Raw genomic sequence first — 13,366 nt, forward strand, 5'->3', positions numbered from 1 at the left:
CGAGCGCCAGACTCGCCGCATGCCCACACCTACCGAGCAGCACTGGACCCCGGTCCACGGCGAGCCCTACCGGCCCGTCCCCTACCGCCCGGCCCGCATGGCGAGCACCGAGACCCTGGCGCGGGCCGCCGAGTTGCGCGTCCGCATGGACGAGCGCCGTACCGTCCGCAGCTTCTCACCCGACCCGGTGCCCGAGCAGGCGGTCCGGGACGCCGTCGCCTGCGCCGCGACCGCGCCGTCCGGAGCACATCAGCAGCCGTGGACGTTCGTCCTGGTCAAGGACCCGGACGTGCGCCGCAGGATCCGCGAGGCGGCCGAGGAGGAGGAGAAGATCTCCTACGACGGACGGCTCGGTGAGGAGTGGCTCGCGGCGCTGCGGCCGATCGGCACGGACGCGGTGAAGACCCACCTCACCGACGCCCCGGCCCTGCTCGTCGTCTTCCAGCAGCGCTACTGGCTGGCCGAGGACGGCACCAAGCACAAGCACTACTACGTCGACGAGTCGGTCGGCATCGCGGTCGGCATGCTGCTCTCGGCGCTGCACCAGTCCGGTCTCGCCGCGCTCGTGCACACGCCGAGCCCGATGCGGTTCCTGTCCGAGGTGCTCGGGCGCCCCGCGAACGAGAAGGCGTTCGCCGTCATCCCGGTCGGATACCCGGCCGACGACTGCGAAGTGCCCGACCTGGTACGCAAATCACTGGACCAGGTACTGATCGAAGTCTGAGCCCTCGGCCCGGCGCCCCGCCCCGAAAGTCATGGGGAACCTTCGACGGACCGCACGCCTCCTGGCAGGACGACAACGACGACCACCGTCCGTCCGTCCGTCCGTCCGTCCGTCGAAGGGGACCTCATGACCATCAGCGAACGTCCGATGCCGCACCTCGAAGGCGCCACGCACCGGCAAGTGAGGGTGCGCGGTGTCCGGCTGCACCTGGCCGAGTTCGGCAGCGGCGATCCCGTGGTGCTGCTGCACGGCTTTCCGCAGCACTGGTACGCCTGGCGCCACGTCGTGCCGCTGCTCGCCGACGGGCACCGGCTGATCTGTGTCGATCTGCGCGGCTTCGGCTGGTCGGAGCAGAGCCGCACGGGGTACGACACCGAGTCGCTCGCCGCCGACGTCCTCGCGCTGCTCGATGAACTCGGCCTGGAGCAGGCGGTGATCGTCGCGCACAGCTGGGGCGCCGGCGTCGGCTTCCGGGTGTGCGAGCGGGCCCGGAACGCGTCCGCGCCTTCCTCGCCCTCAACATGACGCACCCCTGGACCCGGCACCGCGATGTGCTGGCGAACCTGTGGCGGATGTGGTTCACCGCGTTCGTCGAGTACCCGGTCGTCGGCCGCCTCGTGCTGCGCCACTGGCCCGCATTCACCCGCCACTTGCTGCGGCGCGGGGCGGGCGGCCCCGCACCGTGGAGCGAGGCGGAGCTGACGGAGTTCGCCGAGGCCACTCGGGTGTCGGCGCATGCCGGGCAGTCGTTGTTCTGGCAGTACGTGGTACGGGACATCCCGGCCGGTTTCCGCGGCACCCACCGCAGAACCCGACTCACCGTGCCGACCCGCGTCCTGGGCGGCGAGCTCGACCCGGTGATCCCGCCGGCACTGCTCCGCGGCGAACCGTACGCCGACGACCTGACGGTACGGATCGTGCCGGGTGCGGGCCATCATCTCCCGGAGGAACGGCCTGAGCGGGTGGCCGATGAGCTGCGCAGCCTGGTCTCGGGGACCCGGCGGCCGCCCGGCGGAGCGGAGGGCACCACCCCCGATACTCCCCCGAGGCCGTAACCGCCGCCCATGACGCCGCCTCGCCCCCGCGGCCGCACCCCGCGGGGTCACCGCAGCGCGGCCCGGCGCTCGATCTCGCGGAAGAACGCGCGGGTCCGGCGCGGGCCGAGCAGCCGTCGGTAGGCGTACTGCACGGGGCCCAGGGCGGCGGGCCTGATCGCGCCGCAGACCGCGAACCGCGTCCCGCCGTCGCCGTCCGGCTCGGCCGCCATGCCCATGGTCACGAGCCGGGACTGCATCAGACACCAGCCGCGCCCGAGCCGCACCTCGAAGTCGCCCCGCAGCCCCATCACGTCGACCGCACGGGCCGTCTTGCGCGCACTGTCGCCGGGCGTCACCCGGAACTCCCTTACGAAGGAAAGGAGATGGGGAAGTTCGCCCTCCAGGTCGGCGACGACCGCCCACACCTGGTCGAAGGGCAGGCCGATGCGGCGTTCGACGTAGAGCGGGGCGCGCAGACCGGCGCTCAGCACGCGCAGCCGGGCCACAGCGCTCGCGCCGCCAGAGGGGGATGTCACCGCGTCCACGCCTTCCGGAAGGAGGAACGGGCCCTGCTCAGCCGTGACTTCACGGTGCCCTCGGGTATGTCGAGCAGCTCGGCCATGGCGCGCTCATCGAGCCCCTCCAGCTCGCGCAGCACCAGTACAGTGCGCTGCTGAACGGGCATCCTGGCGAGCAAGTCGCGCACCTCGGAAGGGAGTTGCGCGGTGTCGGCCCGCGGCAGCAGGTCTCGCAGCCGGGCGATCTGCGCGGGGTCGGCGGGGCTCTCCCCCGCCGACCGTCGCGCCACCCGCATGGCCTCGCGCACGGTGACCGCGCGCACCCACCCGTAGAACGCGAGTGGATCGCGCAGCCCCCGCAGTCCCCTGAACACGGCCAGCAGCGACTCCTGCACGGCGTCTTCGGTGCCACCCGGGGCGATGGGCGCGCACAGCCGGGCGACGTACGGCGTGACGAGCTTGAGCAGGTCGTCCATGGCCAGCGCGTCCCCGCTCCTGGCCGCCCGGACGAGCGGCGCCGCGGTGTCCCAGGGCCTTATGTCGTCATCCATCGCCGCCAAGATAGCGGGCCCGGCGGACAGGAAACCGCCCCCGTCCTCGGTTGGGGGACCAAGGACGGGGGCGGGGTTTCGGTGCGGCTACGGCCGTCAGCCCATGTGCGGGTAGCCGTAGTCGGTCGGCGGGACCAGCGTCTCCTTGATGGCGCGGGTCAGCGTCCAGCGCATCAGGTTCTGCGGAGCGCCGGCCTTGTCGTTGGTGCCGGACGCGCGGCCGCCACCGAAGGGCTGCTGGCCGACGACGGCGCCGGTCGACTTGTCGTTGATGTAGAAGTTGCCCGCCGCGTAGCGGAGCTTGTCCATCGTGTACGCGGCCGCGGCACGGTCGTTGGAGATGACGGCGCCGGTCAGGGCGTAGTCGGAAGCCGACTCCATCTGCTCCAGCATCGCGTCGTACTCGGCGTCGTCGTAGACGTGGATCGCGAGGATCGGGCCGAAGTACTCGGTCGTGAAGACCTCGTTGGCCGGGTCGGTGCACTCGATGACGGTCGGGCGCACGAAGTAGCCCACCGAGTCGTCGTAGCTGCCGCCCGCGACGATCGTGCAGGAGGCGTCGGCCTTCGCCCGGTCGATCGCGGCCTTGTTCTTCGCGAAGGAGCGCTCGTCGATGACCGCGCCGATGAAGTTCGACAGGTCGGTGACGTCACCCATGGAGATGCCGTCGACCTCGGCCGCGAACTCCTCCTTGAAGCCGTCGTTCCAGATCGAGGCCGGAACGTAGGCGCGCGAGGACGCGGAGCACTTCTGGCCCTGGTACTCGAAGGAGCCACGGGTCAGCGCGGTCTTCAGGACGGCTCGGTCGGCGCTGGGGTGCGCGACGACGAAGTCCTTGCCGCCGGTCTCGCCGACCAGACGCGGGTAGGTGCGGTACTTCTCGATGTTCGTGCCGACGGTCTTCCACAGGTGCTGGAAGGTCTTGGTCGAACCCGTGAAGTGGATGCCGGCCAGGTCGCGGTGGTTGAGGGCGACCTCGGAGACGGCCAGGCCGTCACCGGTCACCAGGTTGATGACGCCCTTGGGCAGACCGGCCTCCTCCAGGAGCTGCATGAGCAGCACGGCGGCGTGGGTCTGCGTCGGGGACGGCTTCCACACGACGACGTTGCCCATCAGGGCCGGGGCGGTCGGCAGGTTGCCCGCGATGGCCGTGAAGTTGAACGGCGTGATCGCGTAGACGAAGCCTTCGAGCGGGCGGTGGTCCATGCGGTTCCACACGCCCGGGGAGTTCGCCGGGGGCTGCTCGGCGAGCAGGTTGCGGGCGTAGTGGACGTTGAAGCGCCAGAAGTCGACGAGCTCGCAGGGGGTGTCGATCTCGGCCTGCTGGGCGGTCTTCGACTGGCCCAGCATGGTGGAGGCGGCCAGCGTCTCGCGCCAGGGGCCCGACAGCAGCTCGGCGGCGCGCAGGATGATCGCGGCGCGGTCGTCGAAGGACATCGCGCGCCAGGCCGGGGCGGCGGCGAGGGCGGCGTCGACCGCGTCCTTGGCGTCCTGCTCGGTGGCGTTGGCGTAGGTGCCGATGACGGCGCGGTGGTTGTGCGGCTGCACGACGTCGAAGCGCTCGCCGCCGCCCATCCGCCGCTCACCGTTGATGGTCATCGGCAGGTCGACGGGGTTCTCGGCCAGCTCCTTGAGCTTGGCCTCCAGACGGGCGCGCTCCGGGGAACCAGGGGCGTAGCCGTGCACCGGCTCGTTGACCGGGGTGGGGACCTGGGTCACAGCGTCCATGATTCCTTGACTCCTTCGTGAGGGGTGTTCGGGTGAAGGGAGGCTCGGGGCCTGTCCGAAAAGATCCGTGGTCCTGGTGGACGTCTAGTTCTTGGTGATCATCGAGCGGACGAAGAACAGCAGGTTGGCCGGCTTCTCCGCGAGGCGCCGCATGAAGTATCCGTACCAGTCGGTGCCGTACGCCGTGTAGACGCGCATCCGGTGGCCCTCGGCGGCGAGCCGCAGGTGCTCCTCGCCGCGGATCCCGTACAGCATCTGGAACTCGTACTCGTCCAGCTTGCGCCCGGCCCGCCGCGCGAGCTCCTGGCCGATGGCTATCAGGCGCGGGTCGTGGGACCCGATCATCGGGTAGCCCTCGCCCTCCATCAGGATCCTCAGGATGCGGACGTACGCCTTGTCGATCTCGGCCTTGTTCTGGTAAGCGACCTCGGCGGGCTCCTTGTAGGCGCCCTTCACGATGCGCACCCGGCTGCCGGCGTCGGCCAGGCGGCGGGCGTCGGCCTCGGTGCGGAAGAGGTAGGCCTGGATGACGCAGCCCGTCTGCGGGAAGTCCTTCCGCAGCTCCTCGTGGATGGCGAACATCGAGTCGAGGGTGGTGTGGTCCTCGGCGTCCAGGGTGACCGTGGTGCCGATCGCGGCGGCGGCCTCGACGACCGGGCGCACATTGGCGAGCGCCAGCTCGTGGCCGCCTTCGAGGGACTGGCCGAACATGGAGAGCTTCACCGACATCTCGGCCTTGGTGCCGTGGCCGAGGTCCCCCAGCCGCCCGATGAGCTCCAGGTAGGCGTCGCGGGCGTGGGCGGCCTGCGCGGGGGTGGTGATGTCCTCGCCCACCACGTCCAGGGTGAGCTCCAGGCCCTTGCCGACCATTTCCTCGACGATGCGGACCACCTGGTCGACGCTCTCACCGGGGATGAACCGGTTCACCACGGGCTTGGTCACCGGGGCGGCCGAAACAAGCTTGCGCATCTTGTCGCTGCGCGACGCGGCGAGGATCACGGGACCCAGCACGGGGCACCTCCACGGAAAGAACTAGACGGGGCCGCGACCGGGCCGGGGGGACGAGGGCCGTCTTCCCGGGGTGCCGGCGACGGCACGGAGAACCACCGTGAAACCTAGGGATCTCCACGATCCTCGGCCATCGACAGCTGTCACGCATCCGTGGCCCGGATCTCATACATATGTCTGAAGCGGCGGGCGTGATGGGTGAGAATGGCTTCCGTGAAGAGCGACTACCAGGATCTGGTCGATGAAATCTCGGCGCTGCTCGGGGGCGCGGTCACGCTGGAGAACCGGGATTTCGGGCTCATCGCCTTCGGCGCCCACGACTCCGAGAGCGATTTCGGCGAGCTCACCCTCGACCCGGTGCGCACCCGTTCCATCCTGACCAGGAAGTCGACGCCGGCCGTCCGGTCCTGGTTCGAGGGCTTCGGCATCACCCGCGCCACCGGCCCGGTCCGCATCCCGGCCGCGCCCGACGCGGGGGTTCTGCGCGGCCGGATCTGCCTGCCGGTACGCCATCGGGGCGTCGCCCTCGGCTACGTCTGGCTGCTCGACGACGAGCCGGGCCCCGGCGAGGAGAAGCTGGCCGCGGCGATGGAGGTCGCCGCGCGGATCGGGGTGCTGCTCGCCGACGAGGCCCAGGCCGGCTCGGACCTCACCCGCGAGTTCCGTGCGGCGCTGACCGCGGAGCGCGGCCCGCAGCACGACGCGGCGACGGCGGCCCTGACGGCGGCGCTCGGGCCCGACGCGGAGGGCCTGCACGCGCTGGTGTGCGTGGCACCCTGGCCGGCCGCCGACGCCCCTTCGGCCCGTACGGTGGCGGGCGCGGCGGCGGTGTGCACGCTGGCGCCGGAGCCCGCGGGGCCGGGCGGGGGGCAGTGGCTCGCCGCGCTCGTACGCCTGCGCTCGGCGGACGCGCTCGCCCCGGCGAGGACCGCCGCGGAACGGCTGCGGGGCGATGCGGGACCGGGCGCCGCGGCCGGAGTGGCCCTGGCCCGCCGCGGCCTCGCCGACCTCGCGCTCTCCCGCCGCGAGGCAACCGCCGCCGCACGAGCGGCACTTGCCGAGCCCCGGCTCGGCCCGGTGGCCCAGTGGTCGGGCATCGGCCCGTACCGCATGCTGACGGCGCTGCCCCCCGCACACGGCCAGGACCCGGCGGTACGCACCCTGTTGACCGCCCCGCACGCCGAACTCGCGCACACCGCAGAGGTGTTCCTCGACTGCGCCGGCCAGGCGGGCCGCGCGGCGGCCGCCCTCGGCATCCACCGCCAGACCCTCTACTACCGCCTCTCGCGCGTCGAACACCTCACCGGCCTCGACCTGGACCAGGGCGAGGACCGGCTCCTGCTGCACATGGCCCTGAAGGCGGCACGGCTCTGAGGGCCGCTACGGCCCACGGTCGGCGAGGCCGCCCTCGCCGGCCTCACACCCTCGGCGCGGGATGCTCGACCGAGCGGGCCACGCGGGGCCCGTCGCGCCCTCGGCTCAGCTCTCGCCGCGCTCCAGGTCGCCGTCGATCCCCATGACGATCCTCAGCCCCTCGGTGAGGTCGCGCGCCGAGGGGGCCGTGGCGGGGTCGACCATCCACTGCACCATCACGCCGGCGAGCAGCGCCTGGTAGAACGTGCCGGCGAGCCGCGCCCGCTCGGGGTCCGCGTTCTCGTCGAGGCCGAGGAAGCCTTCCGCGAGGCCGGTGCGGCCCTCCACCTGGGGCCCCGCGAGGGCCTTTTGGAGGTCGGGGTCGCTGTCGAGCCGGGAGACGATCTCCATCTGGAGCTTCCAGACCGGCCGGCTCTGCTCGTAGGAGTCGATGACCTTGGCCCAGCCCCGCTCGAAGCGTTCCAGCGGCGGCAGGTCCTCGGGTTCGGCGGCGTCCGCACGGCCATCGGCGACCGCGTCGCCCCACTCCTCGGTCAGCTTCAGGAAGGCGAGGTTGAGCAGCGCTTCCTTGGAGCCGTAGTGGTAGCCGATGGAGGCCAGATTGGTGCCGGACTCGGCGACGATGTCGCGGGCGGTGGTGCGGGCGTAGCCCTTCTCCAGCAAGCAGCGCTTGGCGCCTTCGAGCAGATCCTCACGGTGTCCCATGACAGCAGCGTACCCGGCGTGCAGACATCCGTCTAAGACAAGTGTCTAGGACGGCTCCGCGGGCCGGGTACGGGTGCGCCGGAGGTGGCGGCCGGTCGGTCAGTCGGTGAGGTTCACCGAGCGGGCCGAGTTGGCGCCGATCTCCGCGGCGACCTCGGCGAGGACGTTCTGCGGGATGGTGTCGTCGACGGTCAGCACGGCGAGCGCCTCGCCGCCCTCCTCCGCGCGCGCCACCTGCATGCCGGCGATGTTGAGCCCGGCCTCGCCGAGGACGCGGCCCACGGTGCCGACGATGCCGGGACGGTCCTCGTAGCGCAGCACGATCATGTGGTCCGCGAGCGCGAGCTCCACGTCGAACTCGCCGATCGCGACGACCTTCTGGAGGTGCTTGGGGCCGGCCAGGGTGCCGGAGACCGACACCTCCTCGCCGTCCGACAGCGTGCCGCGCACGGTCACCACGTTGCGGTGGTTGGGGGACTCGCTCGACGTGGTCAGGCGCACCTCGACACCGCGCTCCTGCGCGAACAGCGGGGCGTTGACGTAGGAGACCGTCTCGTCCACCACGTCCTCGAACACGCCCTTGAGCGCCGAGAGTTCGAGCACCTTCACATCGTGCTGGGTGATCTCGCCGTACACCTCGACGTCGAGACGGACCGCGACCTCGCCCGCGAGCGCGGTGAAGATGCGGCCGAGACGCTCGGCGAGCGGCAGGCCGGGCTTCACGTCCTCGGCGATGACGCCGCCCTGGACGTTGACCGCGTCGGGCACGAGCTCGCCCGCGAGCGCGAGGCGTACGGACTTGGCGACGGCGATGCCGGCCTTCTCCTGGGCCTCGTCGGTGGAGGCGCCCAGGTGCGGGGTGCAGACGACCTGGTCGAGCTCGAAGAGCGGGGAGTCCGTGCAGGGCTCCTTCGCGTACACGTCCAGTCCGGCGCCCGCGACGCGGCCCTCCTTGAGGGCCGAGTACAGCGCGGCCTCGTCCACGATGCCGCCGCGCGCCGCGTTCACGATCCGCACGTGCGGCTGCACCTTGTGCAGCGCCTCGTCGCCGATCAGGCCGAGCGTCTCGGGGGTCTTGGGCAGGTGCACGGTGATGAAGTCGGAGGCTTCGAGCAGCTCGTCGAGGGAGAGGAGCTTGACGCCCATCTGCGCGGCGCGGGCCGGCTGCACATAGGGGTCGTACGCGACGATCTTCATGCCGAAGGCCGACATGCGCTGCGCGACCAGGACGCCGATGCGGCCGAGGCCGACGACGCCGAGGGTCTTCTCGCTCAGCTCGACGCCCGTGTACTTGCTCCGCTTCCACTCGCCGTTCTTCAGCGCGGTGTTGGCCTGCGGAATGTTGCGCGCGGTGGCGACGAGGAGGCCGCAGGCGAGCTCGGCGGCGGTGACGATGTTGGAGGTCGGGGCGTTCACGACCATCACGCCGGCCTTGGTGGCGGCGGACACGTCCACGTTGTCCAGGCCGACACCGGCGCGGGCGACGACCCGCAGCTTCTTGGCGGCGGCGACGGCCTCCGCGTCCACCTTGGTGGCCGAGCGGATCAGGATCGCGTCGACGTCGGCGATGGCGGGCAGCAGCTCCGCGCGGTCGGCTCCGTTGCAGTGCCGGATCTCGAAGTCCGGCCCGAGGGCGTCGACGGTGGCGGGCGACAGCTCTTCAGCGATGAGTACGACAGGTTTCGAGCTCACGTGGGTCCTCACTGAATCCTTTGCGGACGGCCGTCCCGACGGCCGCAGGCGGTGGAGGGGAAACGGCACCGGGGAAGTCGAGGCGTGCCTGCAATTCCTCGGGGTCGCTGTGCCGCGTGGAAGACGCACGACGCTGTGGGCCTGACGCGTAGGTGTTGCTGAGCAGTGTAGTGCCGCTCCCCCGAAGGTTTTCCTCCGCGAAGGCAGGATCACCCGATGGGGGTTGGACGCGGTGTCCAGGGCCGTGCGATACCAGCGGGGTCGGACACCGACACTGTGTCCGACCCCGCTGACAGAAGGCTTACGCCTCGTCGTTCTGCACCCAGCTCATGAGCTTGCGCAGCTCCTTGCCCGTGGTCTCCAGGAGGTGCTCGGAGTCCTGGGTCTTGTACTCGTTGTACTTCTTCAGACCGCCGTGGTACTCGTCCATCCAGTTCTTGGCGAACGTGCCGTCCTGGATCTCGGCGAGGACCTTCTTCATCTCGGCCTTGGTGTCGGCGGTGATGATGCGGGGGCCGGTGATGTAGTCGCCCCACTCGGCGGTCTCCGAGACCGACCAGCGCATCTTCTCCAGACCGCCCTCGTACATGAGGTCCACGATCAGCTTCAGCTCGTGGAGGCACTCGAAGTACGCGATCTCCGGCTGGTAGCCGGCCTCGGTCAGCGTCTCGAAGCCCGCCTTGACCAGCGCCGCGGTGCCACCGCAGAGCACGGCCTGCTCGCCGAAGAGGTCGGTCTCGGTCTCCTCGGTGAAGGTCGTCCTGATGACGCCCGCCCGGCTGCCGCCGATGCCCTTGGCGTACGAGAGCGCCAGCGCCAGGCCGTTGCCCTGCGGGTCCTGCTCGACGGCCACGAGGCACGGAACGCCGCGGCCCTCTTCGTACTGGCGGCGCACCAGGTGGCCGGGGCCCTTGGGCGCGACCATGGCGACGGTCACGTCGGCCGGGGGCTTGATGAAGCCGAAGCGGATGTTGAGGCCGTGGCCGAAGAACAGCGCGTCGCCGTCCTTGAGGTTGTCCTTGATGGACTCCTCGTAGACCTGGGACTGGATCGGGTCCGGAACCAGGATCATGATGACGTCGGCCTCGGCGGCCGCCTCGGCGGGCGTCACCACGCGCAGGCCCTGCTCCTCGGCCTTCGCCTTGGACTTGGAGCCCTCGTGCAGACCGACGCGGACGTCGACACCCGAGTCACGGAGCGACAGCGCGTGGGCGTGGCCCTGGCTGCCGTACCCGATCACCGCGACCTTGCGGCCCTGGATGATGGACAGGTCGGCATCGTCGTCGTAGAACAGCTCGGCCACTGGGTTTTCTCCTTGGTGTGCTGGTGTTGCGTCCACCGTATCGGTGGGGGTGAGTAAGGAACGGGTGAGTCTCGCGATACGGGCGGGTCGGAGCCCGTGCCGCGGGGCTCAGGCGCTGCGGTCCAGGGCGCGCAGCGAGCGGTCCGTGATGGACCGGGCGCCGCGCCCTATGGCGATCGTGCCGGACTGGACGAGCTCCTTGATGCCGAACTGCTCCAGCATCTTCAGCATCGCCTCCAGCTTGTCGGCGCCGCCGGTGGCCTCGATGGTCACGGCCTCGGGCGAGACGTCCACGGTCTTGGCGCGGAACAGCTGGACGATCTCGACGATCTGGGAGCGCGTTTCGTTGTCGGCACGCACCTTCACCAGGACGAGCTCGCGCTGGATCGCAGCGCTGGGCTCGAGTTCGACGATCTTCAGGACGTTGACCAGCTTGTTGAGCTGCTTGGTCACCTGCTCCAGGGGCAGGTCCTCGACACTGACCACGATGGTGATGCGGGAGATGTCGGGGTGTTCGGTGACACCGACCGCGAGCGAGTCGATGTTGAAGCCGCGGCGGGAGAACAGCGCGGCGATCCGGGCCAGGATGCCGGGGGTGTTCTCGACCAGGACCGAGAGCGTGTGCTTGGTGGACATGAGCCTCTTACCTCTTCCTACAGCTCTCAGTCGTCTTCGTTGTCGCCGAAGTCGGGACGGACTCCGCGGGCGGCCATGACCTCGTCGTTGGAGGTGCCGGCGGCGACCATCGGCCACACCTGGGCGTCCTCGTGGACGATGAAGTCGATCACGACGGGGCGGTCGTTGATGGAGTTGGCCTCCTGGATCGCCTTGTCGAGGTCCTCGGGGCGCTCGCAGCGGATCGCGTAACAGCCCATCGCCTCGGACAGCTTGACGAAGTCGGGGACGCGGGTGCCGCCGCTCGGCTTGCCGTCGGCGGCGATGCCGTTCTCGGGCCCGGAGTGCAGCACGGTGTTGGAGTAGCGCTGGTTGTAGAACAGGGTCTGCCACTGGCGGACCATCCCGAGGGCGCCGTTGTTGATGATGGCGACCTTGATCGGGATGTTGTTGAGCGCGCAGGTGGTCAGTTCCTGGTTGGTCATCTGGAAGCAGCCGTCGCCGTCGATCGCCCAGACCATCCGGTCCGGCTGACCGGCCTTGGCGCCCATGGCGGCGGGGACCGCGTAGCCCATGGTTCCGGCGCCGCCCGAGTTCAGCCAGGTGGCGGGCAGTTCGTAGTTCACGAAGTGCGCGGCCCACATCTGGTGCTGGCCGACGCCGGCCGCGTAGATGGTGTCCGCGTCCGCGAGTTCGCCGATGCGCTGGATGACGCGCTGCGGGGACAGCGTGCCGTCGTTCGGCTCGTCGTAGCCCAGCGGGTAGGTCTCGCGCCAGCGGTTGAGGTCCTTCCACCAGGCGGTGTAGTCGCTCTTGTGGCCCTCGGAGTACTCGGCCTGGACGGCCTGGACCAGGTCGGCGATGACCTCGCGGGCGTCGCCCACGATCGGGACGTCGACCTCGCGGTTCTTGCCGATCTCGGCCGGGTCGATGTCCGCGTGGATGACCTTGGCGAACGGCGCGAAGCTGTCCAGCTTGCCGGTGACGCGGTCGTCGAAGCGCGTGCCGAGCGCGATGAGCAGGTCCGACTTCTGCAGTGCGGTGACGGCGGTGACCGCACCGTGCATGCCGGGCATTCCCACGTGCAGCGGGTGGCTGTCGGGGAAGGCGCCGAGCGCCATCAGGGTGGTGGTGACGGGCGCTCCGGTGAGCTCGGCGAGGACCTTCAGCTCGGCGGTCGCGCCGGACTTCAGGACGCCGCCGCCGACGTACAGGACCGGGCGCTTGGACGCCACGATCAGCTTGGCGGCCTCGCGGATCTGCTTGGCGTGCGGCTTGGTGACGGGCCGGTAGCCGGGCAGGTCGGTCTGCGGCGGCCAGGCGAAGGTGGTCTGCGCCTGGAGGGCGTCCTTGGCGATATCCACGAGGACGGGGCCCGGCCGGCCGGTCGAGGCGATGTGGAAGGCCTCGGCGATGGTGCGCGGGATGTCCTCGGCCTTGGTGACCAGGAAGTTGTGCTTGGTGATCGGCATCGTGATGCCGACGATGTCCGCCTCCTGGAAGGCGTCCGTACCGATGGCCTTGGAGGAGACCTGGCCGGTGATCGCGACCAGCGGCACCGAGTCCATGTGCGCGTCGGCGATCGGGGTGACCAGGTTGGTGGCGCCGGGACCCGAGGTCGCCATGCACACGCCGACCTTGCCGGTGGCCTGCGCGTATCCGGTGGCGGCGTGGCCCGCGCCCTGCTCGTGGCGGACCAGGACGTGACGGACCCGGGTGGAGTCCATCATCGGGTCGTACGCCGGCAGGATGGCGCCGCCGGGGATGCCGAACACGACCTCCGCCCCGACTTCCTCGAGAGAACGGATGAGGGACTTCGCGCCCGTGACGTGCTCAACGGTCGCGGACTGGTGTCCGCCGTTACGGGGCCGCGGCTGCGGATGGTGGGCCCCGGTGGCCTGCTCGGTCATCGGCATTCTCTTCTCGAAGCTGAGGGTTTTTGCGGGGGTTCGGTCGAGACTTCGGTGGTGCTTGAGGGGTGCCAGTGCAACAAAAAACCCCTCGTGCCGTGAGGCAAGCGAGGGGAGCGCGTCGGGTGCGGTCTGCGGGGCCTGCAGGGGCTCCGCTTCAGCCGACGCGCTTTCCAAGTACGAGAATTCGGGTGCGCATGG

At 70.4% G+C, this 13,366-nt stretch carries 13 protein-coding genes; 4 read left to right on the forward strand and 9 right to left on the reverse strand.

Annotation, left to right across the window (positions count from 1 at the left end; translation table 11 throughout):
- Positions 1-19: 19 nt before the first annotated feature.
- From OG432_RS08285 to OG432_RS08295, 3 genes are all read left to right on the forward strand, one after another.
- The gene (locus tag OG432_RS08285) at positions 20-724 is read left to right on the forward strand and encodes a nitroreductase family protein (RefSeq protein WP_328309256.1); all 705 of its coding nucleotides are present in this window, start codon (positions 20-22) and stop codon (positions 722-724) included.
- A 126-nt stretch (positions 725-850) separates the two neighbouring features.
- On the forward strand, positions 851-1,249 hold the full coding sequence (locus OG432_RS08290) for an alpha/beta fold hydrolase (protein ID WP_328309257.1): 399 nt from the start codon (positions 851-853) through the stop codon (positions 1,247-1,249).
- A complete protein-coding gene (locus OG432_RS08295) occupies positions 1,201-1,779 on the forward strand; it encodes an alpha/beta hydrolase (RefSeq protein WP_328309259.1) in 579 nt (192 codons plus the stop codon). Before OG432_RS08290 ends, OG432_RS08295 begins: the two co-directional genes overlap by 49 nt.
- 47 nt (positions 1,780-1,826) lie before the next feature.
- On the opposite strand, the gene OG432_RS08300 is transcribed toward OG432_RS08295, so the two are convergent.
- The 4 genes from OG432_RS08300 to OG432_RS08315 form a co-directional block, all read right to left on the reverse strand.
- A complete protein-coding gene (locus OG432_RS08300) occupies positions 1,827-2,297 on the reverse strand; it encodes a hypothetical protein (RefSeq protein ID WP_328309261.1) in 471 nt (156 codons plus the stop codon).
- The gene (locus OG432_RS08305) at positions 2,294-2,830 is read right to left on the reverse strand and encodes an RNA polymerase sigma factor (protein WP_328309263.1); all 537 of its coding nucleotides are present in this window, start codon (positions 2,828-2,830) and stop codon (positions 2,294-2,296) included. Before OG432_RS08305 ends, OG432_RS08300 begins: the two co-directional genes overlap by 4 nt.
- A 96-nt stretch (positions 2,831-2,926) precedes the next feature.
- Complete coding sequence (gene pruA, locus OG432_RS08310; protein WP_328309265.1) at positions 2,927-4,558, reverse strand: L-glutamate gamma-semialdehyde dehydrogenase; 1,632 nt, start codon at positions 4,556-4,558, stop codon at positions 2,927-2,929.
- 84 nt (positions 4,559-4,642) lie between these two features.
- Complete coding sequence (locus tag OG432_RS08315; RefSeq protein WP_328309267.1) at positions 4,643-5,569, reverse strand: proline dehydrogenase family protein; 927 nt, start codon at positions 5,567-5,569, stop codon at positions 4,643-4,645.
- Between the two features lie 201 nt (positions 5,570-5,770).
- Between OG432_RS08315 and OG432_RS08320 the strand changes: the two genes are divergently transcribed.
- Entirely contained in the window at positions 5,771-6,940 is a 1,170-nt protein-coding gene (locus tag OG432_RS08320) for a PucR family transcriptional regulator (protein WP_328309269.1), read from the forward strand.
- Between the two features lie 105 nt (positions 6,941-7,045).
- Here the strand turns inward: OG432_RS08320 and OG432_RS08325 are convergent, their stop codons facing one another.
- The 5 genes from OG432_RS08325 to OG432_RS08345 form a co-directional block, all read right to left on the reverse strand.
- A complete protein-coding gene (locus tag OG432_RS08325; RefSeq protein WP_328309271.1) occupies positions 7,046-7,645 on the reverse strand; it encodes a TetR/AcrR family transcriptional regulator in 600 nt (199 codons plus the stop codon).
- A gap of 99 nt (positions 7,646-7,744) precedes the next feature.
- Entirely contained in the window at positions 7,745-9,337 is a 1,593-nt protein-coding gene (gene serA, locus OG432_RS08330) for a phosphoglycerate dehydrogenase (protein WP_328309273.1), read from the reverse strand.
- A gap of 301 nt (positions 9,338-9,638) precedes the next feature.
- The gene (gene ilvC / locus OG432_RS08335; protein WP_328309275.1) at positions 9,639-10,640 is read right to left on the reverse strand and encodes a ketol-acid reductoisomerase; all 1,002 of its coding nucleotides are present in this window, start codon (positions 10,638-10,640) and stop codon (positions 9,639-9,641) included.
- A gap of 108 nt (positions 10,641-10,748) precedes the next feature.
- Positions 10,749-11,276: an acetolactate synthase small subunit gene (ilvN, locus tag OG432_RS08340; protein ID WP_100577584.1), complete on the reverse strand. Its 528-nt coding sequence runs from the start codon at positions 11,274-11,276 to the stop codon at positions 10,749-10,751.
- A 26-nt stretch (positions 11,277-11,302) separates the two neighbouring features.
- Entirely contained in the window at positions 11,303-13,171 is a 1,869-nt protein-coding gene (locus tag OG432_RS08345) for an acetolactate synthase large subunit (RefSeq protein WP_328309278.1), read from the reverse strand.
- Between the last annotated feature and the right edge of the window lie 195 nt (positions 13,172-13,366).

It is taken from the genome of Streptomyces sp. NBC_00442 (assembly GCF_036014195.1).
Classification (GTDB): domain Bacteria; phylum Actinomycetota; class Actinomycetes; order Streptomycetales; family Streptomycetaceae; genus Streptomyces.

Excerpts from the sequence above, each read along its gene's own strand:
- OG432_RS08345 (WP_328309278.1), bottom strand. The coding sequence starts at position 13,171 with ATGCCGATGACCGAGCAGGCCACCGGGGCCCACCATCCGCAGCCGCGG.
- pruA (WP_328309265.1), bottom strand. The coding sequence starts at position 4,558 with ATGGACGCTGTGACCCAGGTCCCCACCCCGGTCAACGAGCCGGTGCAC.
- OG432_RS08325 (WP_328309271.1), bottom strand. The coding sequence starts at position 7,645 with ATGGGACACCGTGAGGATCTGCTCGAAGGCGCCAAGCGCTGCTTGCTG.
- OG432_RS08285 (WP_328309256.1), top strand. The coding sequence starts at position 20 with ATGCCCACACCTACCGAGCAGCACTGGACCCCGGTCCACGGCGAGCCC.
- ilvN (WP_100577584.1), bottom strand. The coding sequence starts at position 11,276 with ATGTCCACCAAGCACACGCTCTCGGTCCTGGTCGAGAACACCCCCGGC.
- OG432_RS08305 (WP_328309263.1), bottom strand. The coding sequence starts at position 2,830 with ATGGATGACGACATAAGGCCCTGGGACACCGCGGCGCCGCTCGTCCGG.
- OG432_RS08290 (WP_328309257.1), top strand. The coding sequence starts at position 851 with ATGACCATCAGCGAACGTCCGATGCCGCACCTCGAAGGCGCCACGCAC.
- OG432_RS08320 (WP_328309269.1), top strand. The coding sequence starts at position 5,771 with ATGGCTTCCGTGAAGAGCGACTACCAGGATCTGGTCGATGAAATCTCG.